Consider the following 26,553-nt stretch of genomic DNA (forward strand, 5'->3'; position numbering starts at 1 on the left):
TTTGAAGACCTACTTAAAGGCATGTTGCTTTCTATTATTATTGTATCTTACAACGTCAGGCACTATCTTCGTCAATGCCTCGACAGCGTTTGGCGCTCTGCAAAGGAAGGTCAAATTGACATAGAGGTGTTTGTGGTCGACAATCATTCGAATGATGGGACGGTGCACTATCTGCGCCGCGTGTTCCGCGACTATGTGTGCGGCCAACATCCGCACGCACGCCTCACGCTCATCGACAATCATTGCAACGTGGGCTTCGGACGCGCCAACAACCAGGCGCTGCGCAAGTGCAAGGGCGACTATGTGCTCTTTCTCAACCCCGACACTCTGCTCGGCGAAAACACACTGGCCGACTGCCTGCACGAAGCAAAGCGGTGCGACCGCCTTGGGGCGATGGGCGTGGAGATGCTGCGCACGAATGGACGATTTGCTTTCGAAAGTCGGCGTGGACTACCCACGCCCTGGACAGCTTTTTGCAAAATGAGCGGTCTGGCAGGGCTCTTTCCCAAAAACCGCTGCGTGGGACGCTACTACATGCGCTACCTCGACCCGGAGGAAGCGGCCGACATTGAGATTGTGAGTGGTGCTTTTATGTTCTGCTCCCACGAGGCACTCCGGCAATGTGGGGGATTTGACGAGACGTTTTTTATGTATGGCGAGGACATCGATCTCTCCTATCGTTTCCTCAAAGCGGGCTTCCGAAATCGCTACGTCCCCACCTCCATCCTCCACTACAAGGGGGAAAGCACCCACAAAAATTCATATCGCTACGTCCACGTGTTCTACCAGGCGATGCTCATCTTCTTTCGCAAGCACTTCCCGGCTTCTTCGATGGCGCTCACCCTCCCGGTGCACGCGGCCATCTATGGGCAGGCCATCTTCACGCTGATTAAGCAGAACCTCATGGCTTTTGCCCACTACCTTTCGCCCAATCGCTACAAGCAGCCCTTCTCCATGCACTATGTCGGAGCAGAACACACTTTCGCCAAAATCACGGAGAAGGCCGAAACGTGGGGCATTCGCGTGACTTGTTCCACCACGGTGCCGGCAGAATGTTCGGCAAAGATTTTGGCTTTCTCGACCGAAGACTTTCGGTATAGCGACATTCTTCGACACTTCAAACTTTCGGACCATCGCGCCCACATCGGCACCTACTTTCCCACGACGGGAACGCTGATTTTGGGAAATGGCATTTATCATTGAAACTATGGTACGACTTCGCGCTCTCGACAACAATGACCTCGACTTGCTTTGCACTTTGGAAAACGACCCGACGCTTTGGCCGTGCTCTGCCACCTCTGCACCCTACTCTCGCTATGCGCTGCAAGAGTTCATCATCCGTGCAGCTACGGCCGACATCTTTGCCCTGCGCCAACTGCGCCTCGTCGTTGAAGTGGACACTACCACACTAGAGGCCGTAGGCCTCGTGGATATCTTTGATTTCGACCCGGCTCATCGCCGCGCAGAAGTAGGCATCGCCCTGCTGCCCGAACATCGCCAAAAAGGATATGCCCACGATGCCCTAATTGCCCTTTGCCGATTTGCCCACGACACGCTTTCACTCCATCAACTTTACGCTTACGTACCAGAAGACAACGTCCCCTCTCATCACCTCTTCGCCGGCTGCGACTTCACGCACACGGCCACCCTCCCGGACTGGTTTCTCTATGCCAATGCCTACAAAAGTGCTTTGCTCTGGCAAAAAAGGCTGTGAAAGTTTGGCCAAAACAAAAAAATCGCTTACTTTTGCACTCGCAAACCAACACGGTGCGTTAGTTCAGTTGGTTAGAATACATGCCTGTCACGCATGGGGTCACGAGTTCGAGTCTCGTACGCACCGCCAAATCCCTCCTCATCGGGGATTTCAAACTTCAGATGAGCCATGGTGCGTTAGTTCAGTTGGTTAGAATACATGCCTGTCACGCATGGGGTCACGAGTTCGAGTCTCGTACGCACCGCTCACCACAGCCACAAGTTTTCAAGGACTTGTGGCTTTTTTGTTTTCTATTTCCTCCCAGATAGACACTGCAGCATTTTTCCCCATTGCCTTACACTCAAAAAAAGAAGGGTATACCCAAATTCTGGGTATACCCTGTTGATTGTTTCAGTGCGTAAGCTTATTTGCCGCAGCCACCGTTGTGAGTAGTGGGAACGCGATAGTCATCATCGTCCTGGCAAGAAACTGCAGAAACAGAGATGGCGCAAAGTACTACTGCACCAAGGAAAAACTTGAGATACTTGTTCATAACTTAAATGATTTTATTAATAAAACATATATGTGGGTTATCGATCTTAGCGTATCACCCCGTTCAGAAAGCGGGTGATGTATTGCTGAAGGTAGGCCGCTTGCCAGTAGTGGGTTGTGAAACTCTTATCAGGGCGTTCTTTGTAGTCTTGCCCCATGTGTTCAAACGCATAGCGGTAGTAGTTGAGCATACTGTACTCCCACGTGAAATACTGTGGGAAACGGATGCGGACTTGCCCGCGGCGCAGTTGTCTACGAGTGGAAAGCGGTAGTGCAAAGTTAAAACCGGCATTCTTTTCGCCATCAGTATAGATGCCATAGACACCTACTGTAAATTCGCCGAAATGACGCACCAAGTCTGCTCTCACCCCTATGTCGCCATAGACAAAACTTCCTGCTGAGAGTTTAGCTTGGAGCGAGGTGGCGGGATGGTAGAAGTTGACATTCGCCATTCCGTGGAATTTGTTTGGCGCTGTGGTTTGCCACTTATTGGGAAGCAGCAACTGCTCTCCGGTGAGGCCGAGACGTACACCAAAGTCCAGTTGGTGATTATAGTGGTAGGCCAATTCTGCATTTACGCCATAGCGATTGTAAAGGAATGAGCCCAACGTAGTCGATAGATACCAACGCTTCTGATTGAGCCACTCTTGTCGCACGGCCAACACCCCGAGTTGGACTCTTCTGTCCGGATTGCTCTTCGTGAGATTATGAGCAAGGGGAATGATGGGTTGCAGGTAGATGCGATTGCCTCGCCAAAGGGTGGTTTCTATTGAAGGGGCTAAGAAGAAGCACACTTCAGCGAGTTTATCCAATTTGTGATTGTCGAACGAGAAGATGGGATGTAAGACCACGTCTATCTTTCCCGTTGTAGAGGTTTTCATCTCCTCGTTTCGTGCAGCAGTTGCAGAACGATGAGTGAGAATTTGTTGTTCCAGTTGTTGCGTGTCATAATCGACTTGCACCGACCAAAGTTCGGAAGTCCGAGTGGCTTGCACCACCACTTGCGGTTTCTGATATTCCTGCACCAAAAGGCGAAAGACCTTGATCTGAGCATCGCAAGCCGACAGCGCCTTAATGGCTTGACCTATACCGCGATAGTTGCCGCGATAGTTGGTATTTTCCAAAGTGGCCGTAAGCGTATCGTGCGAAGCATAAGCAGCGACATTTTCAAAACCGGCTTTTTGCAGGCAACGCTCATATTCATTTTGCGCTTGCCCCATTATAGGAAACAGAACCCATAATCCAACCATCAACAGACGACATTCTGTAACGAAGAATTTCAGAGGAGAAAAACAATTCATGACGTTCAGAATTTGGTTCAGAATTTGATGGTGTGCTGGTAACTAATCCCCAAGGCTACCCCTTTGAATTCTTGCGTATAAGCAAAGACATTGAGGCTTTTCCAAAAGCAGCCTTTAAGACCGATGTTCACACCGTAGGTGTCATATTCGGCAGTAAGATGGAGGTCGTACTTTCTGAAAGGACGATAGTCCACTCCGGCAAATAGGCCATCATACATTTTTCCGGCTTTGAAAGGAGCGGCATATCCCAATGTCAGTGCCCAACCATCGGCCTGCAAAAAGTCCAAATGCTTGGTTACCACCCCATACACGCTGGTGTATGGGCTGTCGCCATAGGCAGAATAGATGTCATTAACCCCTACCACGATGCTCGGCCACCAGCGCTGCTCTCGCTCTGCAAGAGGCCGCACACGAATGCTCGTCGAACGATCTTGTTGGTAATACCCCATACGTTTCGTCACCGAATGTTGAGTTTTCAGCAAGGTCTCGCGGAAAGTCAATTCCACAAAGTCAAAGGGGGTAAAACTGACATAATAGAGTCCGGTATGGAAAGAATAAACACCCCCTGTCACTTCTTTTTGGAGATAACGCACACCACCATCAAAGGTTGCGGCAGGTTTCATCTCGGCAGTCGGGATGTTCATCAGTCCGGTTGTACCGATAAGCTGCTGTGCTTTCGCGACCTGAAAGTTGAGCAAAAATGACAAAAGAATGCCACCCAGCCACCTTCGACGAAATTTGGTCATATACACCTAGGCTATATGGGATTGTAACTCTATTTAGTAGGCTTGAAAAATCGCTCAAAAGAGAAAAATTACAAAACCTAATCGTGGGCAAAGATACAAAGAAAGGATGAACTCTCCAATTTCTTTTCTCAAAAAAGGTCTTCATTTTCTACTTTTTGAAGCTGCGACGCCTCCCATCGCGCCTATTTGTCAAGTTCGCCTTTCAGTTTTGACAGAATTTCGTTTTCTAACATTGGGGTGAGTCTTTCCCCTTCAAATTCTTTGAGTACTTGCAAGAGGATATTCTTAACTTTTTGCTTCGTTCGGGCCTCTCCTGCCCGATAGCCACTCTGATAGCTATTGGCAGGCAGCAGGCTACGATTGAAATTTCCGTCGGACATTATTATATACAACTGAGCGATTAAATACTAAAAACGGCTGGTCAACATATGATGAGGCAACACGCAGACGATGGTCTTTCCATCCGGTGTGAGTGTTGGGCTGGGCAAGGCAAACAATCGGGTGGCCAAATCGCGCATCTCATTTTCGGAGAGTTCCTGCCCCACCGGGATTGCGGCCTTTTTGGCCAAGGCCAACGAGAGCATTTTCCTCACTTCTTCTTTCACGCGAGTGTGATTGGTCAGGGCCTCATCGACAATACTTTGCAGCAATTTTCCAGGGTCGATACCATCCACGCCCGTCGGAACGCCCAAAATGGTGAACGTGCCCCCGCCCAAGTAGGACAAGTCGAAACCGATGTGTGCCAAGTCATCCTCAAAGGATTGCAAAAGCGCCACCTGCGAGGGGGTGAAATCGACCATCTGTGGAAACAACAGTCCTTGTGAGAGTTGTTGTCCATCAGCCGAATGGAGCAGATACTCTTCAAACAAAATGCGGACGTGCGCCCGATGCTGATCAATCAGCAACAAACCCTCTTCAGTGGGCGACATCAGGTAGCGACCACGATATTGCAAGAAGTGACTCGTCCCCACCTGCCACGTCTGCTGTTCTTTCTGCTCCAGATTGTCATAAAGCGAAGTGTTGGGGAGGTCCTGTTGCCGAGGGGGCGTTGGATAGAAATCGTCCAAAGCAGACTGATTGGAAAGAGAAGGGTCATCCGGAGCAGCAGGAAACAGACTCTCCCAGCCTTTCTTCGATACCGATGGCGTGGAAACCGCACGAGCAGTAGCCCCCTGCCCCCCGGCCGAATCCCCTTCGGACATTTCAAAAGGATTGTAGTTCGGGTCGAATGTCACTTCGGGCATCGCAACCTCTCGTCCGGCTTCGAAAGCAGGAATATCGGGGCGGTTTTCGGTGTCAAAGTCTATGGTCGGAATCGCGTTGAACTTGGCCAACGCTTCACGCACAGCAGCTCGCAGGATTTGCCAAATGGCCTGTTCGTCTTCAAACTTGATTTCCGTTTTCGTCGGATGGATATTGACGTCTATTTTTGAGGGGTCGACCACCAGTTGCAAGAAGAACGGCACTTGCTCTCCTTCGGGGATGAGACGGTCGAAAGCCGTCTGGATGGCTTTTGCGAAAAACGGATGGCGCATAAACCGACCGTTGGTGAAGAAAAACTGGTGAGCACCTTTCTTCTTTGAACTTTCGGGCGTACCGACAAAGCCGGCCAACTGCAACACCGAAGTTTCGACTTGTACAGGAATCAGGTGCTTCTCAATGTTACGGCCAAAGATATTGACAATGCGCTGGCGGAAGTTGCCAATGGGCAAATCAAGAATCACCTTGTCGGGCGTAGAGAGGGTGAAAGCGATGTCGGGATGCGCCAAGGCAATACGTTCAAACTCGGCATTGATATTGGACAATTCCGTGTTGTTGCTTTTCAAAAACTTACGCCGGGCAGGAACATTGAAGAAGAGATTGCGCACCAGAAAGTTGGCTCCCACAGGGCAGGCGATGGGTTCTTGCTGCTGAAATTTCGAACCTTCGATTTGCACACACACTCCCAGTTCCTCATCGGCCATTCGTGTGCGGAGTTCCACCTGAGCCACTGCCGCGATTGAGGCCAGCGCCTCTCCACGAAAGCCCATGGTGGAAAGCGCAAACAAATCGGAGGCTTGAGTGATTTTGGAAGTGGCATGACGCTCAAACGACAAGCGAGCATCCGTTTCGCTCATTCCCTTGCCGTTGTCTATCACCTGCACACAAGTTTTCCCGGCATCGGTCACTACCACCTGCACACGAGTGGCTCCGGCATCAATGGAGTTCTCCACCAGTTCCTTGATGAGGGAAGCGGGGCGCTGAATGACTTCGCCGGCAGCAATTTGATTGGCCACTGAGTCGGGAAGAAGGTGAATGATGTCAGACATAAGAAAGAAGGAGATAAGTAGGTGTTCAAAATTAATCGTAACAATTTTAATCGTAGGGTGTTCTCTACTTTGACCCCATCTTTGTTCTCCTTTTCCGCCATCTCGCTTTTGTTCATCAGTCGTGTAGCCCACTACACTCCTTCTTCACAAAGACAAGCTGACGAAAAATTGAAAAAAATAGAGTATCCATTAATTTTGAACACCTACTTAGGAAGGGATTAGGGTTGTTCGGTGTTCTCTTTTTGTGGGGGTGTTGTTGCCTCCGTTTGTTTTTTTGAAACAGGTTTCAGCGTTTGCAAGGGGGCGTTGCGTCGCGGTTGGACTTTCAATTTTTCAGCCGCATTTTTGGGACGCCATTCAAACAAATCGTCCGGCGACTGCGGACGGACATAGTCAAACCAAGCAAAATTGCTCAATTTGGTATGTTCGGGAGGAGCCATCCCGATGGGATAGGTTTTCCCGGTGGGATTGGGAGCTGCCCAAAATCGTTGCATTTTCCGTTGGGCAATATCCACGCGCATTTTGGAGGCTTCGCAATAGTTTTGATACAAGAAAGTTGTGTCCTTCTCCATCGGGTAGTTGATGACGATGGCATTGCCGTCTACACGGGCTTGATAAATCTCCCCTTTGTGGAAATAAGCCTGCATCACATTCCCCGCCACTTGGTTGAACAGCGTGCTGTCGGGGAGTGCCTGCACAATCAGTGCTTGTCGCTCCACATAGACGGAGTCGAGGGTGGAGTCGTTGGCAAAGACATTGATTTCCTCTCCCAAGATTTGGCGGTCATCGCTCCAAGCAATGGGGTCGCGGAAGAGAGTGAGTTTTTTCTGACGCGAGTTGAACACCAGCGAGTCGCACACAGCCTGCACATCGGTGCGATAGGCGCGTACATGGAAATAGCCATGCAACACGCGATAGGCAGAATCCGTTTTGAGATCGTAGGAGAAGAGGCGCAACGTGTCGGCATGGACATAGAGGGTGTCGGCATTGCGCGAAAAGTTCTTTGCCAAAGCATGCTCTGTGGCCATCGCCTCTCCTTTTTTGTCGTCATACCACCCATAGTCACCCAAAAGGATGTTCTTGTTGTTTTGGTCGGTAGAATCGGTAAAAACGACATTTTTGAAAGCCTCCGAGAAACCCGTTTTCTGATTATAGGCGATGCTGTCTCCCACAAGTTTTCGGCCTTTGTTGAAAAGTTGTGGGCGTTGCGAAAGGCGCGCCTGCCCGCTGTCGGTGTTGTAGAATCCGTCCGTGGTGTAGATGTGGCTTCCTCCGCTGAAGAGGTTGGTTTTTCCCGTGGCGTGCGCCCACTTGGTGCGAGTGTTGTAGTGCAGATTTTCTGTGTGGAGTGTGTCTTTCTTCTCATTGACCAGCAGCACGTCTTCATTGAAGTTGGCTTCGCGTGTGGTGGTAAAATAGTCTCCTTGCTGAGAGGTGAGCACCGTTTTTCCATCAATGATTTTCCCTCCCACGTCATAAAATCCACGACCTGCGATACGGTCGTAGTTGAGATGGTCGGTGAGGAGCGTCATCTTGTGGTGGCGCATCGTGACGTTGTGAAAGACTTGTGCAAATTGCGAAGTGCCGTCATAGTAGATGGAGTCGCCCCGCAGAGAGAGTGTGTCTCCTTGCGTAAAGTGGACGTGTCCATAGGCCATAAAAGAGTTGGAAGCCTCATAAAAGACGGCGCTATCGCACTTCAATCGCATCCCGGCATGCGACAAGAAGACATCGCCCACCAGCACCTGACCATCACCCGTCGTCGCGGCATCTTTGAACAGCCGTTGGGCATGATGGATTTGGATAGGCCCATCCTTGCGAACGCCTCCACGCTGTCGAATGGGCAACAGCGTGAGGGCAAAAGACGGAAGAAGGAATAGAGCAAAAAGCCCTACCCCAATCCAGAAAGTGCGATGTTGTGAAGAAGAAAAGTTCAAGTGGATGAAAGAAAGTGAAGTCGGCCAAACGCCGAAGTAAGATAACAACAGAATTAGTTCAGAGGTAGAAAAAACTACCTCAGAGATAAAATGAACTACCTCAGAGATAAAATGATTTTCCTCTGAGATAAGTGCATGCCACTCTGATGGGCAGTTTCTCTTCCGAGGCGGCGACCCTGATGGCTCGCGCGTGCGCGTATTACTACCTTATCCTCTTTGTTTTTTGCCTTCACTGCCTTCACCGAAATTCTCTCTACCTAATTTTCAAGCCATTAGGGTGAATGAAAATCTTGGAAAGCGGTGAAGGTTTCCGGTCATGTGGGTGAAGGCAAGCAGCGAATTTGCCTTCACCCACAATCCCCTCAGAGACAAGAAGATATGGCCACGGTGAAGGATTGAAGGATTTTTTCAAGCACTATATAGTGTATACGCGCGCGCGAAGGGTGCGAAGGAAGGGCTATTTCACCCAACCTTCATACTCGAACTTGTGGTTGCGCCACTCAGGACTGATGCGCACATAAGTGCTTTTGATTTTCTCAGCAAGCCATTTTTGGATGGCCGCATTCTTACGTTTCTGCATCACCACCTTGCGAAGCACCTGAAAGTCTTCGGTCATGTTGGCGTGATGGCCTTCGATGCGGTTTTTGAGTTTGACGATGGCGCAAATCTCCGATCCCGTCTTTTCATCGGTCATACGGAAAGCCTTGCTCACCTCGCCCACTTTGAGATTGTCGACCACTTTGGCCACGTCTTGCGGAAGGTCTTTCATTTGGAAGCGGGAAGTGATGATGGTTTCTTCGTCTTCGGGGTCGAAGCTGTTGAACACCATCAACCCGTGGTTGTTGCGTGTGTCCTTGTCGTCGGACAATTCGCGGGCAGCGTCCTCAAAAGAGAACTTGCCTCCACGGATGTCATCACCGATGGAGTCGAGATGCGCCAAATTGCGGTCGTACTCCTGTTGCGTCACTTCGGGACGGAGGAGAATGTGGCGGACATTCACCTTGTCGTTGCGCTTTTCGATGAGTTGGATGATGTGATAGCCAAAATCGGTCTTCACAATCTTCGACACCTTCTTGGGGTCGTTCAGACTGAAAGCCACGTTGGCAAATTCGGGCACCAACATGTTGCGTCCCATGAAGCCCATCTCGCCGCCATTGCGCGAACTGCCGTCCTGGGAGTACATCTTGGCCAATCGGGCAAAGTCCGTTTCTCCCTCATTCACGCGGCGGGCAAACTCACGCAGGCGGGCTTCGATACGCTCTACTTCTTCGCGCGCAATCTTGGGGCGGGCGGTGATGATTTGCACCTCGACCTGCGTCGGGATGAGCGGCAGACTGTCGGTGGGGAGTTTTGAGAAATATTCGCGCACTTCAGCGGGTGTCACTTTGACGTGCGAGGTGAGTTTGTCGCGCACCCGGTAAGTCAGATTTTTGATGCGCTCCTGCTCTTTGAACATCTCACGGAGTTGAGGCAGCGTTTTGTGGAAATAGTTTTCCAAAGCTTCGCGCGAACCGGCACGCTGGGTGTAGCGGCTAATTTCGTTGTCAGCAGCCCGCTGCAAGTCGGCATCGGGGACGGTGATGGAGTCTATCTCTGCTTGGTGGAGGTAGAGTTTTTGGATGGCAAACTGTTCGGGAATTTTGGCATAAGGGTCGGTGATACTTTGCCCCATCAAGTCGCTTTCCAAACGATAGTTTTCCACTTCAGAGAGCAGAATGGGTTGGTCGCCGACCACCCAAATCACCTCATCGACGATATTTTTGGGTTGGCCTTGGGCAAAAGCCGTTGCTATGGCCGACAGGCAGATGAAAAAGAAAGAAAAACGTTGTAACATCGTTTACGGTGTTATTTGTGATTATTGACGGTCTTCAAGACCTCTTCGTTGACTTTGAAGGAATAGTGCTTTCGGAGCTGGGCCACCCACTCGTCTTCCAACTTCTGCTGATAGTCGGCCACGACTTGGCTTTTCACGTCTTCATAACTCATCGGACGTTTCAGCAGACTACCGGCCACTGCGGTGATGGGGCGCTGGGCAGAAAGCGATTTGACTTGAGCATTCTTATCGCCAAAAACAAAATAGTCGATGGTACTGTTTTCTCCACGCTCCACGAGATAAGGGCCTTTGGCTTCAACTGGGATGGGGTTGCCGTCAAAATTTTGTTTGAGAGAAGCTTGGAGTTCATCTCCAGAAGCGAGTGAGCGTTGCAAGAGTTTTTGGGCTTTCTTGGCGGTGTTCACATCCGTGGCACCGATGATATAGCCCTTGAAGCGAGGTTGCTTCCAAACATATTTCTTTTTGTTGGCCTTGAACGTATGCGCCAAACCGGCGACATCCTTCTCGGCACGATCCCAAACGGTTTGCTTCACCACTTCGTAGAGCAGCAGTCCATCGTGGTACTCTTGTACGAGGTATTTCAAATCAGGATTGGTCACCAGCATCGCTTGAAAAGTGCTGTCCAGCACGGCTTCGCGCGTTCGCCCCGTCGCCATCAGTTTCTCCAGCGTACGGTTGGCCGAAACCTCCTCTATACCCTGCCGTTTGAGCGATGCAAGGATGGTGGGATAGAGGGTTTCATAACTGTCAAGCGGCTTTCGGCTTTTCAACCAGGCAATGTGGTAGCCGGCCGGCGAGAGGAAGGGGCGCGTCATCTGCCCGGGTTGCAAAGCGTAGACTTGGTCCTCAAATTCCTTATAGGTCATTCCTTTTGCAATCGTAGGGAGTTCTCCCCCTTTGAGTGCTGTTCCGGGATCTTGGCTCACCTTCCGTGCCATTTCGGCAAAATCAGCTCCCTGCACCAAGGCTTGGTAGATGCTGTCGGCACGCTGTGCCGCGCGTTGCAGTTCTGCATCTGTCGCCTTTTGAGGGACAGCGAGCAAGATGTGTGACACGGTGAGCAAGTCAGCGCCATCGACTCTTTTCACATAATCATCATACAATCGACGCGCCACCGAGTCGATAAATACTTGGTCAAGCAGGCCGGCATTGAGTTGCAGGTCACGATAAGTGCTGAACTCCTGTCGGAAAGACGCCAGCGTGTCCATACGCAGCGCCTCGGCAGCAGCAACTTTGAGTTTGTAGTTGATAAACATATCCAGGTATTCCTTGATGGTCTTTTTCTCGACCGCTCCTTCAATACCATTGTTTTTGTTGTAGGCGTACTCAAATTCGCCTCGCGTCACGGGCTTTCCGTTGATGGTCAGCAGAATGGGATTGTCCTTCGTTTGAGCCATTCCGCTCAATGCACCCAGCAGTAATAGGACTCCAAAAAGAAAACGCTTCATTGATTTTATTTTTTCTGTTTTAGGAAGATTTATACAACCTTCTTTATAATGCGGTGAAAGGTCTCCGAAGCTGTGGAGGCTTCGAAGACCCTTATTCGTCTTTTATTTCGACATGCACCTATTCACCGCGAGAATAGTTGGGAGCTTCGCTGGTGATGGTAATGTCGTGGGGGTGACTTTCGAGCACACCGGCATTGGTGATGCGCGTGAACTTCGCGTCATGCAGACGTTCGATGGTGGCAGCACCGCAGTAGCCCATACCTGAGCGCAAACCACCCACGAGTTGATAAATCACTTCCTGCACGCTGCCTTTGTAAGGCACACGGCCGGCGATACCTTCGGGCACCAACTTCTTCACGCTCTCCACGCCGCTTTGGAAATAGCGGTCTTTCGAGCCGTTTTCCATCGCTTCGAGCGACCCCATACCGCGATAAGTTTTGAATTTACGACCATTGAACAGCACCGTTTCACCAGGGCTTTCTTCACAGCCGGCCACCAGCGAACCAATCATCACGCTGTAGCCACCGGCCGCGAGCGCTTTCACCACATCGCCCGAATAGCGCAGTCCGCCATCGGCAATGAGTGGGACGCCTGTGCCTTCGAGTGCTTTCGCCACGTCGTAGATGGCAGAAAGTTGAGGCACACCAACACCAGCCACTACGCGAGTGGTACAAATCGAACCAGGTCCGATACCCACTTTCACGGCATCGGCACCGGCTTCCACGAGCAGACGCGCGGCTTCGCCCGTGGCGATATTACCGACCACGATGTCCACTTGGGGAAATTGGGCTTTGGCTTCGCGCAACTTTTCCACTACGCCACGGGAATGTCCGTGCGCCGTGTCGATGACAATGGCATCGGCACCGGCAGCGACCAGTGCAGCAATGCGTTCCATGGTGTCGGCCGTTACGCCTACACCTGCAGCCACGCGCAAACGGCCTTTTTCGTCCTTGCACGCCATCGGTTTGTCGGCAGCTTTCGTAATGTCCTTGTAGGTAATCAAGCCCACAAGACGACCGTTTTTGTCGACAACGGGAAGCTTTTCAATCTTGTTCTTCTGCAAAATCTCACTGGCCGCCACCAAATCGGTTTGCGTATGGGTGGTCACCAAGTTTTCGCTCGTCATCACCTCGTCAATGAGTTTCTTTTGATTTTGCTCAAAGCGCAAATCGCGGTTGGTAACAATGCCTACCAACTTCATTTCGTCGTCCACCACGGGAATGCCTCCGATGTGGTATTCTTTCATCAGCGCAAGCGCATCGCCCACAGTCTTTCCGCGTTTGATGGTGATGGGATCGTAAATCATACCATTTTCGGCACGTTTCACGATGGCCACTTGGCGCGCCTGCTCCTCAATCGACATGTTCTTGTGAATCACGCCAATTCCTCCTTCGCGAGCAATGGCAATGGCCATTTGTGCCTCGGTCACGGTGTCCATGGCTGCTGTCACAAAAGGAATCTGCAGCTCAATGTTTCGAGAAAATTTCGTACTGAGCGACACGGTGCGGGGGAGCACATCAGAATAAGCGGGAATGAGAAGGACGTCGTCGTAAGTGAGACCATCCATAGCAATTTTGTCGGCAATGAAATTGGCTGTCATAAGGCTTGAAGTAATTTAATTGCGTGCAAATTTACTCATTTCCTGGCAAACATGCGTCATCTCACGAGAAGATTTTTTGAAAATAATTGTTACCTTTTTGTTTATAAAATCAACTTCCTTGAGAATTCCTTGTCTTTTCAATATAGGGGTATCGCAACGCCCCTCAATAGTCCCTTTTGAAAAGGTACTTTTTCCGTGTGGTTGCCCTGTAAAAACAGCGACAAAGAGGAGGTGTCAAAAAAGAACACCTCCTCTTTGTCTTAGCAAAATTATTCTTATTGAGTAGTCATTTACGCTGAGCATTTCGTGAACAAACACCCATCACGAAAAGACCAATTTATTTTTCAATACGCTTGATGACGCGGCCGTTGGAAAGTTTAATGATGTTGAGTCCCTTCGTAGGCGCACTGATTCTGATACCACTCGTGCTATAGCGGGCAACTTCTGTGGCCTCGCTCTCCAGCGAAGGAGTTTCAATACCGGTCACCGTATTCGCAAGCACTTCAAAATTGCTGCCCAAAACAGCGTTTCTCTTGCTGATGGCTTCCTTGTATGCCTCTACCACTTCAGTCGGAACATAGATTTTGAGTTTCACGGCTTTGGGGGTAAAGATATGTTTTTTCAATTCGGGTACACCAGTTCCGCCAAAATAAACGGCGGAGAGTTTCTTCGCATTTTGGAAAGCCAAAGCCTCGATTCCGGAAACAGCTCCCTTAAAGTCAACGGTTTCCAATTCGACACAGTTGCTGAATGCAGATTTTCCAATCGACAGACCAGAGGCTAAACTCGTCAGTTGGGTAAGTCCGGAGAAAGCGAAGGCCGATTCACCGATATTGGTGAGTCCTTCGGGAATTTTGATGCTCTTCAGGTTCTTGGCATAAGCAAAAGCATGGTCTTCGATAGCGGCTACACCTTCGGGGAATTCAAACGAAGCTGTAGTACTACCAATAGGGTAGAGTTCGAGTGAAGTTTCATCGCCACTGTAGAGAACACCATTTTTAGCTGTGTAATCCTCATTGCCCTCTGCTACTTTGAAGGCCTTAACGGCAGCATTGAAAAAGGCCTTTTCTTCGATGGACTCCAAGGTTGCGGGGAATTCGGAAAGAGTGCCTAAGGAGGTGCAGTTTTCAAAAGCTTGTTTACCGATTTTGGTCAGTTGTGCAGGAAAAGTCACTGAGGCCAACGAAGAGCAGTCAGCAAAAGCCGATGTGCCAATCTCTGTCACCGATTCGGGGAAAGTAATGGTAGCCAAAGCAGAGTTCTTGGCGAAGAGTTCTTTGGCGATGCTGGTAATAGCAATACCATCGGCAAAAACAACACTTCTCAGGCCTTCGCATCCTTTGAAAGCAGCCGTACCGAGTTCGGCAACGGTGGCAGGAATCGTGAGCGAAGAGAGTTTGCTGCATTGGTTGAAAGCATACTCTTTGACTGCAGTAGTTTGTTGAGGAATGGCACATTCAGCAAGTGCGGTACAACCCGACAAAGCATACTTTTCAATACTCTTCGTTCCGGTGGGTAATTGCAGTTTGGTCAGCTTCGTGAGTCCGCTAAACATATAGGGAGCAACAACGTCGTTTTCTGTGGGTTTGTAATACATCGGAGACATTCCGCGCTTAATAGCAAAGTAGTTGTCACCTCCTGCCACGATGTTGGCTTCAGAGAGGTCGAGTGAAGAGAGTTTACCTTCGGTGGTTGCATTGGCCTCTTGTCCGCCTCCAGCCATCTTTCTCAGGAGCAGGATGTCGGTACCATTGATGGAACCCGAAATTTTCAGTTCGGTAACGTTGTAACGGTCGGCCTCAACGACCTTCTCAGAGAGTTTTCCGGCTTCGGTGGTTACCGTCAATGATTTCTGTGCATAAGCCATACTGCACAAGCAGGACAGCATCACTGCTGCCAGAGTTTTCTTGCATGTAAAAATGTTCATAAAGTCTTTTGTTTATTTGTGATTAGTAAAAAATGTTCTGTATTCGGAGTGAATGGAAACGTTTATCGTTGTGAACTTCACGACTCCTACGAAAATCAGCAAGTGATAATCTGGATTTTTTCACACCCTACTTCTTTTCGTAAGGGATAACGATTTTGAAACCTTTACCACGCAACACGACGTTGTGTTCTCTCACTTCTTCCACCCACAATTTGTGAGTTCCCTCTTTCAAACCGCTGTTGGCAAACTCTTCAGGATAAAGCATGGAGAATGACACATCGACTTGAGTGCCGGCAATGGGATTGACCACAGCAGGTGTTATTTTGAGCACCTTTCTGGAGGAGTAGGGACGTGTTCCATTGCAGAGCCAAACCCCTACGCCGGGACGCCGTACAGCCATCAGTGTGTTCATCTGTTCGTAAAGGCTGTGTGAGGTGGTACCGTAAATCCCGACACGCCCTGCCGCACCTTCACAGCGCACAATGACTTTTAGGGTTTTCTCCTTCTTGTCTTGCGAGATAATCCGTATCGTAGCCTCACCTTCATAGAAGGCTTGGATTTCTAAGATATTGGTTTTGGCATTCCATTTTGCATTGATTACTTTGTCCGGATCTTCAATTTTTAAGTCGACGATGTCGCCACCGCCATTCAGACTCACAAACTTGCTTTCATCACGAGGAAAAAGGCGGATTTCGGACTGGCTGATACTGAGTTCGGGAACGACCACATTGATGGCCACTCGCTTTTTGAAATCGCCCGAAATAATGGTGGCATAAGTGTTTCCCTCCCAAAGTCCGCTGATACGCAGGGTGTCTTTGCTGATGTTGACACCCGCGATTTTGGAATCGGCAACATTGACGGTGTATTTTCCGTTTCCTCCACTGAGAATGATGGTGCGGGTCGAGAGTTTGTTGATGGAAACCTCATTGAGGTCGTCAGCCCCTACGCGGATGTCTTTTAATCCCTGTCCGCTGTCGTCATCGCAAGCCACAAAGGAGATGCTGCTCATCAAGAGCAGTATGAAATAAAATAGTTGTTTCATCATTTTTCTAATCCACATTCAGTTTGTATTCTATATCCCATTTGCGTTCAGGAGTTTCGGTAATCTCAATTTGCAACAGGTGCTGACCTTTGCTTGCAAAAGTGATACTACCTTTAACGGGGGTGACGGGTGTTCCGTCTACCCGATAGGTAATTTGTGCATCGGGGTTGGCCAAATCATGATAGAAGAGGCGCAATGTACGCGGACAAGTTCCGACTTCACGCACGGTATATAAATAAGGAATACGCCCTTCTTCTTCAACCCCCATATTCATCCGCTGGGTTTGCTGTGTGACAGGGTCAGAAGGTTTCGATACTTCAGCATCCTTGACTGAACAGATGGTGAACTTATAGGATTTCCCGGGTTCCAGTCGCTCCACGGTGTAAGACGTTCCTTTTGTGGTAGCGATTAGTTCGCCATTCATTATGATTTGGTAACTTACCTCTTCCTCGGCAATCGCATTCCACGAAAGTTCCATTTCACGTTGTTCCGGTTTGGCCACGAGGTTGGAAGGGGCTTCGAGAGCGACCGATGGTTTTCCTTCTTTGGTTTGCACGAATGAAATGTCATCGATGAGGATGTAGCCATCAACTTCTGTCGACTCGTAATCAGGTTCGATATAGAGTCCTACACCGGCTTTGTTCACTCCGGAAGGGGCAGTAAAGGTGATTGTCTTCTTCTGCCACTGATCCGTAAATGTCTTTGCCTTGTCTTTCTCACGCGTTTCTTTCTTTATAGACTTCGTGCCCTTGTACCAGTCTACCGTGACAATGATATTCGGGTTCTTGGCCTTACCTTTATACCAGTAAGTCAAGCTGTATTCTCCACCTGCTTGAATGTCGATGTGATAAGGGTTAAACTCAGCATCGCGCGAGAAGAAAGATCCTCCATTAGTGTACACTTTTATAGCGAACACGCCACTGTGAGCATCCTTCGTTCTGGAATAAGACAGCGAAGAGTTGAAGTACCAATAAAGCGGCTTTTGATAAGGGTCGAAATAGTCAGGCCCTCTTTCTTCTTCCTCCTCATCACTTTCGCCCGGTGAGGGTGGCGTTACTGCGGCATAGTCTTCAAATCCACCATTGAGAATCAATTCCTTCCCTAATTGTGCTTTGGCCACTAACGGGAGCGACAAGAGGAATAATAAAACGAGATAGATTCTATGTGTCATTCTATGTGATATTTGTTAATTGGAGCGTTTGATATCGTCGAGTGTCAGGCCATAGTGCCGGCCGATGGCTGCTGCCACGTTTCTAAGAGAGCCTTCGGTTGTTTCTGCACCCAGCAGTCGCTGTTTGTCCCAAAGTCCGTTGCCGGCAGTGAGTTGCGCGATGTAGCGCGTCGCTTCCTCATAGGAAAGATGAGGCTTTCCAGAAGCCTGCAAGGTGAATTGCAAACCATAAACCGCACCGCAGCCCTTAGAAAGGAACACCAAGGCATTGTTGATGTCTTCGTCTAAGTTGGCCAAAGTAATCTCACCGACGAGCAAACTCATGGCTCGCACGGCAGCGACTTTCGACAGTTCGGCTCTGATGAACAGTAATTGTTTCTGCACCTCATCGTAGCGAAATTCCGTAAGCGCTTGCCGGCCGAGTGCAAAAGCATTGTAGATTTTGATACGGCTTTCACGAAGTACCGAAAGGCCGCTTGTTTGTATAAAGGGCAACCAGTACTGATAATAGCCATAAGCCAAGTCCCAGTGGTGTTCAAGTTGCGTGTAGTTTCGTCCGGGAAGGAGGCTTGTGCTTTCGTGCTCACGACGGAGTTGTACATCGTTATAAAGACTGTCGTTGAGGTGTACATTGAGGATTTTATCTAAATAAATTCCTCCCCAAACCACGCCATTGAACAACTCTGCTACAACAACCCCTTTCTCATTGGCAAAAGCGATATTAACATCCCCGATATGTGTACCAACATATCCTCCTTGACCGGGCTTTGCTCTTCGATTACGATAGGTTCCGGGGCTGGTCTGTGACAGTCCACTCAGCACACCCGTTGTCGTAAATATGTCTTCCACATCTTTCAGAATGCGTTCTCTATCGGCTTTGTGCAGCGAAGAGGCAGCCACTTCTTCCTTGGGCTTTAATCCAAATTCGCCGTTGGTAAAATAGTCCTGCACCTTTTCCATATTGGCAGGATACATAATCGTCGCGATTTTGAGATAACTGCTGTAAATATAGTCGAGAGGATCACGCAACAGACTGCACTCCAAATAGTCCACACTGCTACTGCCGTTGCGTTTGAACTGATAAGCCGGGTCGGGATACAGCGGTTGTCGATAAGCAGACTCTACCGTTTCGCCCTCCCATTGGTCGCACGAGAAAAATGTCCCGCAAACCAAGAGCAGTGTGATATAAGTTGCAATGTACTTTTTCATATTTCTTATTTGTGGTGGGTTCGTCAAAACCACATTGACAGATTTTGAGATAAGACTTGCACGAAGACCTTTCCAAAACCGATCGTACAGAACCCTATGATCATCTGATGAAATTTCGTTGGGATTTTCACTCCCCCTCTACGCTAAGGCAGAATGATATAACCACAGAACGGAGCTTTGATTTTGTCAATACCTTCTTCGTTCTGATGTTCGTTCACACTGAGTGGTTTTACAATCGTAAATCCATCCTCAGAGATGGCTGAGATGGTGGCTTTTATCGAAGAGCCACGCGGCCCGACTCCATTCACACAAAGGTACATTGGATAGCCGGACTTGGCCGTGAACGTAATGGTTTGTTCTTTACTGTTGGTGAGAAATACGTTGGCCGTTTCCTCATGGATATTGCTCGATATGACACGCAACTGCTTGTCGGGGGTAATGTAGCGAACCGTGTAGCGAGAAGAAATATCGTCCTTGCCTACCAGTTGCCCCAAGATATCAACCTCGTTGAACGAACAGGTGAGCGTAACCTTATATTCTCTCACGTTCTCTGTAATCTCTACTCCCGGGTAAACATAATCGGATACGGGGGCATCGGGATCGCCCAACTGAACAATCTGGTCCTCGTAAGAAACCTTTGGCTTCTCGATACCGGGAAAGGGGAATAACTTCTCATAGTCCTCTTCTACATACTCTTCGCTGCTGCGTGAGCAACTCATCGTAAGCAGAGTCAGCCCCATTAAAACGTAGTTTATTAAGTTGATCTTCATTGTCTGTGGTTCTTTTATCATTCTGTGGGGGCATCCCATATTTCGGCTCTCAGTCCGGTGAACTCTCCTTCAGGGTGCAGATGCTTGCTCACCAATCGAGTGGTGCGTAGCAGGGGATCATAGACTGAAACCAGTTCTGCAACGAAGCGGTCGCCCTCACGTTGAAAATCAAAAAACATGGTTTTGCTGTCGTAACGCAAACCAGCTCTGAACGTAATGCCGTGTTCCGTCCCGGCATATCCGGAACCTAAACCCGTCATTTCCTTGGCAGGGTAGCCTGGAATCGGATTTTTCTTTTGAGTGAAAAGGAAAAGATAGTATTTCTTTTCTTTGATTTCCTTCAGCAAACCCTGATTGGTTTCTACATTTCGCTTGACATAGATATCGCTCTGGAAATAGGTACGTCCGCCTTTACGGATGAGAAGCTGCGGATTAACCATTTGCTCAAAGAAGGTCCGATTGTCGTAGGCCTTCTGTGCAAACTCTGTCGTCTCTTCTGCACTTTTCAACTTGGTGAAGACGATATATTCGCGCGCCGGCTGTAGGTAATTCGCGGTGCGAAACACCAAATCACCGTCTTCATTCTTCCCCATATAAAGGAAGTCGGAAGATCCGGCAAAACGGTCGTTCACAAGATGGTGTATGTAATTATAAGTAGAGAAGCTTAATTGGGTAAAGCTGTTTCTTCCAATAACATATTCACTCTTCGCTGCTTCGGTCACCGTTTGTTCTGTGAAATCGGCACGCATCTCTACTGTATTGTCGGCCGCAAATTTCATTGTGAAGCAATCGCCACCATAACCATAGCGTCCTCTGAATCCGTATTGTGAAATCAGCTCCGATGGATTAGAAAACAACAGCGAATCGGTCTTCGGGAAGTAGAGAACACGCCAACCATAAGGGGCGTTCACCAATTCATCTTTCAAACTGCTGATACTCTCGCTACTGCGTTGTGACGGAGATTTATCGAACACATCATCGTTGGAAGAGCAGGCTGTGAACAATAAGGCTACCAAAAGCAGATAGCATTTCATATATCTGTTATTCATCTTTCTAATGTTGATTTACATAGGCGGCCATTCTGCGAACGCTGATCACCTGCAACTGCTTGAGGTCGATGTGCCAGTTTTTCTGCACATATTCGTCTACGAAGGCTTGTTTTTCCGTAAACTCCTTATAAGCCTGTTCTGCCTCTTTCGCGTAACGTGCATTCACTTCCGGATCAATATCGGTATCAGGAGTCTTTGCCGCTACTGCAGCGTCATACAGTTCTTTCGGCGTACTGGTGAGCGTGGCACTGATGATTTCTGCAAAGTCATCTTCGGCCGAAAGAAATGAAAGCATAGTATAGAAACCCCGCTTATTGGCATAGGCGTCCAATCCGAATTTTTCTTTTGCAGTTTGGGCATAGCCCCATGGAGCAGCTATCGGCTCGGTAGATCCGGTGTAGTGATGCCCGCTGATGGTGAAAAACTTATCTCGATCGTAGGCCATGAGCTGAATCAAACGTTTAGCCAACTGATGATGAACACTGCGCATCAATACAAACACCTTATCGGCATCGCCGGGGTTAAAACTGTTCACATTGTAAAGACACATCTCTGCTGCCGTGAGTTGTGGGTTGTGCAGGCGCTCCACCCCGTTTTCATCAGGATTTCCACCGCCGTAGAGGTATAGTTTGATGGGGAGTCGTCCTTTCAAAAAATCTGCCCCGCCCACTTCTTTCAAGCGGTAGGTTTCCAAGCCCAACTCTTTCACCACTTCGAGTACGGCACGCACATTTTCTATTTTGGGAGGATAGATGAATGAGCCCGTGGCACCGGCATTTTTCTCCCAACGATAGACCACTTCAATGCCGTAAGGCTTAGTGATATTGTCAAGAATCCATTTATCCAGTTGCGTGGTTTCTATTTGCTGTTTGCCATCGTCGATTACGCTTCTGTCACTCAGATTTTCTTCACCACATCCTGTGAGAAGGAGTGTTGTGAAGAGCAAAAGAGCTATCTTTCTTATCTTTACTTTCATTGTTTTAAGTAGATCTTCAAAATTAAACGTAGATGAGCATTTCATCGGAGAGGCTCTTGACGTTCACGCGGATTGGGGGCAAGTCCTCTTTGGATGGCTTCGGTCGGTATCTGAAGCACTTTTCTGGGATCCTCCTTTTCCAAAGGGAAGTAGTAGGAACTCTTCGAAGTACGCTTTACCGCCAAATGAAAACGTCGGATATCAAACCAGCGCAAGCCCTCTTGATAAAATTCCTTCTGCCGGAAGTCTAAGAAGAGCTTCACCATGGCCAACTGTTTCAATGTCAATCCGTAGAACGGAGTATAAACATTATAATTGTCGCTATTGGTAGAAGTATATACGGCACGGTCTACAGAAGGCATAAAGCCAAACTTCCCTTGCGTATATTGTAAAAAGTCGTCAATCGCGTGTTGATAATTTCTCAACATGGCATAAGCCTCCATACGGTTCAAAAGTACTTCATCGACCGTAAAAAGTACATTCGTCACATACACCCCTCGAGGCTTTGTTCCAGTGCTTTCCGCACTTGAAAGTTCGTCGAATTTGGCTAAATAGCGGCCGGTTGTGACCGGAGATGCCGATGAAGTGAAGAGGTAAGTACCGATGAAATTCATCTTGGAGTAATCGCCACCGCCTTCTATTCCTTTTTGTGCAAAAATCTTGTCTACCGTATTGAAGGTAGAACCATACTTTTCATTGGGCGTATTACGTGCCAAGCGCGACTCTGTGGTAGTCAGCAGCAGGTTGGCAGGTTCGGCAGCGGCAGTATATTTGCGGTAAAGATTCTGATGGTTGAACTCCAACTCATCAGCGTATTTGCGCCAAGGACGTAGCTGAGTCTTTGGATCCCCTCCAAGGACGTAGTCGGCATACGCAATCACTTCCTTCCACTCTCCTTTCATCAAGTAGAAACGAGAAGCAAAAGCATAGGCTGCTTTTTTGTTGAAATGAAATTTGGGATGCTTGTAATAGGTGTCCGAAACCAAGGAAATCCCCAACTTCAAATCTTTTTCAATCTTGTCATATACCTCATTCACTGTGCCGCGCTGATAGTCTACCAAAGCATTCTTCTCAGGCTTCGTGATGTAAGGAATTCCCGGGTTTGTTGATTTTCCGCCATAAGGTTCCGCCCAAATGTTGACCAACATGAAGTGTAGATAGGCTCTCAACAGAAAGGCTTCTCCATACAAAGCCTTCACCCGCTCACTCTTAGGATACCGGCTCAACAGTTCCAATGCCTTATTGACCTGCGCAATGCCTTTGTAGCAAGCGTTCCAATAGTTCAAAGGAGTGTCCAAATCTTCTTGATCATAGTCTTCCCAAAAGAACATCGATTCGTTCAACCGCGAATGCACACCATTGACGCGCTCTTCCACATTGTCGGTACGAGGCTCCAAAAAGGGAATATAGCTTGCTTCGGGATAGGCACCTGTCAGCAGTTCTGCAATCTTGGCTTCAGAATTGATATCGACATCCAACTCCGAATCAGGACTTTTATCCAAGAAGTCGTTACAGCCGACGAAGAGCCAGACTGCGGCAAACAATAACAACGATATATTTCTTTTCATATTTCTTCTGGTTAGAAACCGATGTTCAACGTTACGGTGTACTGCTTAGGCGTGGGCAGTGACACACCGCCCGATTTGTAGTATTCCGGATCTTGTCCTTTGAGCTTCTTGTCCGAATAAATCAAGAACGGATTGGTCACGTTCAGGCGGAGGCTCACGCTGTGCAGTTTCACTTGTTTCAAGAATCTCTCAGGCACATTATAAGCCAAAGAGATGTTCTTCATGCGCACAAAACTTCCGTCGGCCACCATCTTCTGCGAGTAGTTGTAGGTGTTGTAGGCACGTTCGATATTCTCTTTACCCACCTTGGCAATTAACTCTTGAGAGGGGAGTACGGGAACATCGGTCTTATACTCATCGCCGGGATTGAGCCAACGATTATAGTAGGACTTGGAGAAAACGTTCAAGTCGCCAAATTCGGGATCGAAGGTGGGGTTCAGACGAATTTTATTGCCCGCCTGCATCGTCACGAAAAACGAAAGTTCCCAATCTTGATATTTCAGTGTATTCGACAAACCACCAATCACTTGCGGCTCTATCGCGCCATGATAGATGAGGTAAGATTTGGTATACTGGGTATCGAGGAAGTCGGCACCGGCAATGTTTGAATACTCTCCTTTGCTGGAAGGATACAACCCGAAGTCGAAAGTGGGAAGTCCGTTGTTGTCCAGTCCTTGGAAATTAAAGGAGAAAAGTGAACCTCTCGGATAGCCGACGATGTTTCCACGACCTCTTCCCGCCACCATGTCAAAGGCATTGGGGGTGTTCAACAGGCGCGTAATCTTTTGGTTCATCGCACTCAACGTCAGACTGGTGCTCCAACTGAAGCCGTCGGTTACGATGTTCTTGGTGTGTATGCCCACTTCTATGCCTCGCGTACGCATATCACCGAAGTTGGCATATTTGTAGTACTGTCCCCCCACACCCGAAGTGCGGACAAGGTCTATCAAATCAAAAGTGTTACGCTGGTACACGTCCAGTGTTGTACTGATGCGGTTGTCGAACAACCCCAACTCCATACCAAGATTCAACTCATACATTTTCTCCCACGTCAAATCTCTGTTCTCTAAGTGCAGGATATTGAGTTTATTTTCTCGGTCGTTGAAATGGTGGCGATTGACAATACCGCTTTTATAGATAGAATTGGCATTGATGGCCTCTTCATTCATTTTAGCAGTAAGACCGTAGCTGGCACGCAGCGCCAAGCGAGAAATCGTTTTGTGCCCTTTCATAAAGTGCTCTTGGTCGATGTTCCATTTACCGCCCACGTTCCAGGTAGGCAACCACAGCGCACGTGCACCTTTACCCGAAGTGTTCGAACCTTCGCAGTTGATTACGGTGTTGAAAACATATCTACCGGCATAACCATAAGTACCGTTGAAAGAGAAAGTGACTCCTCGGTCGTTTCGCTTGTGCAGGTTGAAATAATTGCTGCCTTCGTCAATCAGTTTGTTGAAAATCAAAGGATTTGTATACACTTGATTTCCTCTGTCATATTGGATGCCGTAACCTTGGAAAGGATTGACCGTGCGTACCGCCGAACGTACCTCGGTAAAGACAAAAGCCTTTATATCATGGCGGGCAATACGCTTGTCGAAATCAAAAGCGATACGCGCCAAAACGCTTTTCAACGAGGCTTCTGTTTTGTTGAGAATACCTCCGTGCGTCAATCCCACTTTGGGCAGAAGTTGCGGATTGTCTTTGTCGTGCACCAAATAGATGTTCTGTTGAGCGACAAAGGGATTTTCATTGGCTCTGAAAGCCTGTACGACATTCGAGCCTTCATGCACTTCATGAGTGGTACTGGTATAGGCTTGACGCGTAGACATCAACGCCTTGATGGCCATATCCTCATTCAACCGATAAGTACCTTCGCCCTGAACTTTGAAGTCCAACACATCGATGTTCATCTTGTTGTTGGCATACTCGTTGAAGATGTTGAAGGGGGCCCAGTTGTTGCGGTAGTACTCCAAACTTCCATCTTCATTGTAGGGGCGCAGGGTGCGGCTCGTACCAAGGGCATAAGAGAAGGGGTTGATGTCGAAGTCGCGTTCAAATACGCCCAACGTATTGTTTTTGCGCTGTGGCATCGTTCCAGGTGCCTTCTGCGAACGGATATTCCCTTGTGCCGTAATCGTAGCCGTGAACTTATCGTGAATGTAGAAGGTGTTCTTCACATTAGCCGTAAATCGGTGTACCTTATCGGCAATGGTCCATCCGGCATCGTTGTAAAAGCCCAGCGACGAATAAGTAGCCGTGTTCTTGCCACCTCCCGAAATGGTGATGGCGTGATTGGTGATGGGTTTCAGCGTGAAAAGGTGGTCGAACCAATCCGTATTGGCATACTCACGTTGGCGGAGGAAGTTCATCTTTGCTTCCGGTGTATTGGGCAGGTAGTAATCGCCCGTTGCCGGATTGATGGTGCTCACGTCTCTATATAACTGATAGTAAATACCGCTGCGTCTTCCGTAGAGCGAGTTCGTCACACCGAAGTAGCCCTTGTCGTTCATCTCTTGGTAGAGCGACATGGTTTCCTGCGAATTAAGCAAATCAAAACCACTGTAACGAGGTTTCAAACGTACGGTATTCTCCGTAGAATAGGTAACCCGCAGCGGAGTTTCTCTTTTTCCTGCTTTGGTGGTAATCACAATCACTCCATTCAAAGCGCGTGCGCCATACACCGATGTGGCCGAAGCATCTTTCAATACCTGTATATCTTGTATGTCGGCCGGATTCAGCCCCGATATGGCAGAACTGATGAGGGTTACGGCATCGCCCGAAGCCAATTGATCAAGACTCAAATGTACAAGGTCTTCGTACACCGCCCCGTCAATCACCCACAAGGGTTGGACGTTGCCAATGATGGAAGCCCCGCCGCGGATATTGATGCGCGGAGCCGCTCCGAACGTACCGGATATGTTTTGCACGGACAGACCGGCTACGCGTCCCTCCAACATTCGCGAAACGTCGGCGATACCTTCGAGTTTGATGTCGTCCATCTTCACCGACGTGGCAGCACCGGTGTACACCCGATTACGGATGTTTTGATAGCCCGTCACCACCACTTCTTCTATTTGTCTGCTGTCTATTTTCAGGACAATATCCATCGGGGTGCTGCCGACTTTCACCTTTTGGGTCAGCATACCGATGTAGCTGGTCTGCAAGGTTTGTCCTGCTGTGGCTTTGATGGTGAAGCGTCCGTCTACGTCGGTAATGGCTTTTGCCTTCGTTTCCAACACCTGCACAAAAGCGCCCATGAGTGTTTCACCCTGTTCACTCTTTACCGTTCCTGAAATGGTGCCGGCTGTTTGCGCCGATACAGCGAGGACGGAGGAGAACAACAGCAGGGCAAAGGTGAGTATCTTCTGGATTTTCGTAAGTCTGTACATTACTTTTTTCTATAGATGGGTTCTGAAAATTG

At 48.8% G+C, this 26,553-nt stretch carries 20 protein-coding genes and 2 tRNA genes; 4 read left to right on the forward strand and 18 right to left on the reverse strand.

What is annotated here, in order from left to right; genetic code table 11:
* The first annotated feature begins 21 nt into the window (after positions 1 to 21).
* From H8527_RS00455 to H8527_RS00470, 4 genes are all read left to right on the forward strand, one after another.
* The gene (locus H8527_RS00455; protein WP_187544693.1) at positions 22 to 1,203 is read left to right on the forward strand and encodes a glycosyltransferase family 2 protein; all 1,182 of its coding nucleotides are present in this window, start codon (positions 22 to 24) and stop codon (positions 1,201 to 1,203) included.
* A 4-nt stretch (positions 1,204 to 1,207) separates the two neighbouring features.
* A complete protein-coding gene (locus H8527_RS00460) occupies positions 1,208 to 1,714 on the forward strand; it encodes a GNAT family N-acetyltransferase (protein ID WP_187544695.1) in 507 nt (168 codons plus the stop codon).
* Between the two features lie 52 nt (positions 1,715 to 1,766).
* Positions 1,767 to 1,843: transfer RNA gene (locus tag H8527_RS00465), tRNA-Asp, on the forward strand.
* 41 nt (positions 1,844 to 1,884) lie between these two features.
* Positions 1,885 to 1,958: transfer RNA gene (locus H8527_RS00470), tRNA-Asp, on the forward strand.
* 159 nt (positions 1,959 to 2,117) lie between these two features.
* Here the strand turns inward: H8527_RS00470 and H8527_RS09790 are convergent.
* From H8527_RS09790 to H8527_RS00550, 18 genes are all read right to left on the reverse strand, one after another.
* A complete protein-coding gene (locus tag H8527_RS09790; RefSeq protein ID WP_255498475.1) occupies positions 2,118 to 2,246 on the reverse strand; it encodes a hypothetical protein in 129 nt (42 codons plus the stop codon).
* A 46-nt stretch (positions 2,247 to 2,292) separates the two neighbouring features.
* Positions 2,293 to 3,465, reverse strand: a complete 1,173-nt coding sequence (locus H8527_RS00475; RefSeq protein ID WP_187544697.1) for a YjbH domain-containing protein — start codon at positions 3,463 to 3,465, stop codon at positions 2,293 to 2,295.
* Positions 3,466 to 3,563: 98 nt separating this feature from the next.
* Positions 3,564 to 4,292 carry a YjbH domain-containing protein gene (locus tag H8527_RS00480; protein WP_187544699.1) on the reverse strand — a complete coding sequence of 243 codons (729 nt, stop codon included), beginning with the start codon at positions 4,290 to 4,292 and terminating at the stop codon, positions 3,564 to 3,566.
* 182 nt (positions 4,293 to 4,474) lie between these two features.
* Positions 4,475 to 4,672 carry a hypothetical protein gene (locus tag H8527_RS09670; RefSeq protein ID WP_222935066.1) on the reverse strand — a complete coding sequence of 66 codons (198 nt, stop codon included), beginning with the start codon at positions 4,670 to 4,672 and terminating at the stop codon, positions 4,475 to 4,477.
* 27 nt (positions 4,673 to 4,699) lie between these two features.
* A complete protein-coding gene (mutL, locus tag H8527_RS00485; RefSeq protein ID WP_187544701.1) occupies positions 4,700 to 6,601 on the reverse strand; it encodes a DNA mismatch repair endonuclease MutL in 1,902 nt (633 codons plus the stop codon).
* A 218-nt stretch (positions 6,602 to 6,819) separates the two neighbouring features.
* Positions 6,820 to 8,538 carry an OstA-like protein gene (locus H8527_RS00490; protein WP_255498476.1) on the reverse strand — a complete coding sequence of 573 codons (1,719 nt, stop codon included), beginning with the start codon at positions 8,536 to 8,538 and terminating at the stop codon, positions 6,820 to 6,822.
* A 457-nt stretch (positions 8,539 to 8,995) separates the two neighbouring features.
* The gene (locus H8527_RS00495) at positions 8,996 to 10,372 is read right to left on the reverse strand and encodes a peptidylprolyl isomerase (protein WP_187544702.1); all 1,377 of its coding nucleotides are present in this window, start codon (positions 10,370 to 10,372) and stop codon (positions 8,996 to 8,998) included.
* Between the two features lie 11 nt (positions 10,373 to 10,383).
* Positions 10,384 to 11,820, reverse strand: coding sequence for a peptidylprolyl isomerase (locus H8527_RS00500; RefSeq protein ID WP_187544704.1), 1,437 nt, complete (start codon positions 11,818 to 11,820; stop codon positions 10,384 to 10,386).
* 118 nt (positions 11,821 to 11,938) lie between these two features.
* Complete coding sequence (gene guaB / locus H8527_RS00505; RefSeq protein ID WP_187544706.1) at positions 11,939 to 13,420, reverse strand: IMP dehydrogenase; 1,482 nt, start codon at positions 13,418 to 13,420, stop codon at positions 11,939 to 11,941.
* A gap of 337 nt (positions 13,421 to 13,757) precedes the next feature.
* Positions 13,758 to 15,347 carry a leucine-rich repeat domain-containing protein gene (locus H8527_RS00510; protein ID WP_187544707.1) on the reverse strand — a complete coding sequence of 530 codons (1,590 nt, stop codon included), beginning with the start codon at positions 15,345 to 15,347 and terminating at the stop codon, positions 13,758 to 13,760.
* 127 nt (positions 15,348 to 15,474) lie between these two features.
* Complete coding sequence (locus H8527_RS00515) at positions 15,475 to 16,389, reverse strand: hypothetical protein (RefSeq protein ID WP_187544709.1); 915 nt, start codon at positions 16,387 to 16,389, stop codon at positions 15,475 to 15,477.
* A 7-nt stretch (positions 16,390 to 16,396) separates the two neighbouring features.
* Positions 16,397 to 17,560 carry a carbohydrate binding domain-containing protein gene (locus tag H8527_RS00520; RefSeq protein WP_187544711.1) on the reverse strand — a complete coding sequence of 388 codons (1,164 nt, stop codon included), beginning with the start codon at positions 17,558 to 17,560 and terminating at the stop codon, positions 16,397 to 16,399.
* A gap of 15 nt (positions 17,561 to 17,575) precedes the next feature.
* On the reverse strand, positions 17,576 to 18,769 hold the full coding sequence (locus H8527_RS00525) for a DUF4856 domain-containing protein (protein WP_187544713.1): 1,194 nt from the start codon (positions 18,767 to 18,769) through the stop codon (positions 17,576 to 17,578).
* Positions 18,770 to 18,912: 143 nt separating this feature from the next.
* Entirely contained in the window at positions 18,913 to 19,539 is a 627-nt protein-coding gene (locus H8527_RS00530) for a hypothetical protein (RefSeq protein ID WP_187544715.1), read from the reverse strand.
* 17 nt (positions 19,540 to 19,556) lie between these two features.
* A complete protein-coding gene (locus H8527_RS00535) occupies positions 19,557 to 20,588 on the reverse strand; it encodes a DUF4302 domain-containing protein (protein WP_187544716.1) in 1,032 nt (343 codons plus the stop codon).
* A gap of 4 nt (positions 20,589 to 20,592) precedes the next feature.
* Positions 20,593 to 21,564, reverse strand: a complete 972-nt coding sequence (locus tag H8527_RS00540) for a putative zinc-binding metallopeptidase (RefSeq protein WP_187544718.1) — start codon at positions 21,562 to 21,564, stop codon at positions 20,593 to 20,595.
* A 41-nt stretch (positions 21,565 to 21,605) separates the two neighbouring features.
* Positions 21,606 to 23,132: a RagB/SusD family nutrient uptake outer membrane protein gene (locus H8527_RS00545; RefSeq protein ID WP_187544719.1), complete on the reverse strand. Its 1,527-nt coding sequence runs from the start codon at positions 23,130 to 23,132 to the stop codon at positions 21,606 to 21,608.
* A gap of 11 nt (positions 23,133 to 23,143) precedes the next feature.
* Positions 23,144 to 26,521, reverse strand: a complete 3,378-nt coding sequence (locus H8527_RS00550; protein WP_187544721.1) for a SusC/RagA family TonB-linked outer membrane protein — start codon at positions 26,519 to 26,521, stop codon at positions 23,144 to 23,146.
* Between the last annotated feature and the right edge of the window lie 32 nt (positions 26,522 to 26,553).

The organism is Alloprevotella sp. Lung230 (assembly GCF_014385435.1).
Lineage (GTDB): Bacteria > Bacteroidota > Bacteroidia > Bacteroidales > Bacteroidaceae > Alloprevotella.

Bases quoted from the DNA above. Each gene is read 5' to 3' on its own strand.
- H8527_RS00460 (WP_187544695.1), top strand. From the start codon at position 1,208: ATGGTACGACTTCGCGCTCTCGACAACAATGACCTCGACTTGCTTTGC.
- H8527_RS00520 (WP_187544711.1), bottom strand. From the start codon at position 17,560: ATGACACATAGAATCTATCTCGTTTTATTATTCCTCTTGTCGCTCCCG.
- H8527_RS09790 (WP_255498475.1), bottom strand. From the start codon at position 2,246: ATGAACAAGTATCTCAAGTTTTTCCTTGGTGCAGTAGTACTTTGCGCC.
- H8527_RS00495 (WP_187544702.1), bottom strand. From the start codon at position 10,372: ATGTTACAACGTTTTTCTTTCTTTTTCATCTGCCTGTCGGCCATAGCA.
- H8527_RS00510 (WP_187544707.1), bottom strand. From the start codon at position 15,347: ATGAACATTTTTACATGCAAGAAAACTCTGGCAGCAGTGATGCTGTCC.
- H8527_RS00500 (WP_187544704.1), bottom strand. From the start codon at position 11,820: ATGAAGCGTTTTCTTTTTGGAGTCCTATTACTGCTGGGTGCATTGAGC.
- H8527_RS00545 (WP_187544719.1), bottom strand. From the start codon at position 23,132: ATGAAAAGAAATATATCGTTGTTATTGTTTGCCGCAGTCTGGCTCTTC.
- H8527_RS00540 (WP_187544718.1), bottom strand. From the start codon at position 21,564: ATGAAAGTAAAGATAAGAAAGATAGCTCTTTTGCTCTTCACAACACTC.
- H8527_RS00515 (WP_187544709.1), bottom strand. From the start codon at position 16,389: ATGAAACAACTATTTTATTTCATACTGCTCTTGATGAGCAGCATCTCC.
- H8527_RS00525 (WP_187544713.1), bottom strand. From the start codon at position 18,769: ATGAAAAAGTACATTGCAACTTATATCACACTGCTCTTGGTTTGCGGG.
- mutL (WP_187544701.1), bottom strand. From the start codon at position 6,601: ATGTCTGACATCATTCACCTTCTTCCCGACTCAGTGGCCAATCAAATT.
- H8527_RS00535 (WP_187544716.1), bottom strand. From the start codon at position 20,588: ATGAATAACAGATATATGAAATGCTATCTGCTTTTGGTAGCCTTATTG.
- H8527_RS00475 (WP_187544697.1), bottom strand. From the start codon at position 3,465: ATGGGGCAAGCGCAAAATGAATATGAGCGTTGCCTGCAAAAAGCCGGT.
- H8527_RS00530 (WP_187544715.1), bottom strand. From the start codon at position 19,539: ATGAAGATCAACTTAATAAACTACGTTTTAATGGGGCTGACTCTGCTT.
- H8527_RS00480 (WP_187544699.1), bottom strand. From the start codon at position 4,292: ATGACCAAATTTCGTCGAAGGTGGCTGGGTGGCATTCTTTTGTCATTT.
- H8527_RS00455 (WP_187544693.1), top strand. From the start codon at position 22: ATGTTGCTTTCTATTATTATTGTATCTTACAACGTCAGGCACTATCTT.
- H8527_RS09670 (WP_222935066.1), bottom strand. From the start codon at position 4,672: ATGTCCGACGGAAATTTCAATCGTAGCCTGCTGCCTGCCAATAGCTAT.
- H8527_RS00550 (WP_187544721.1), bottom strand. From the start codon at position 26,521: ATGTACAGACTTACGAAAATCCAGAAGATACTCACCTTTGCCCTGCTG.
- guaB (WP_187544706.1), bottom strand. From the start codon at position 13,420: ATGACAGCCAATTTCATTGCCGACAAAATTGCTATGGATGGTCTCACT.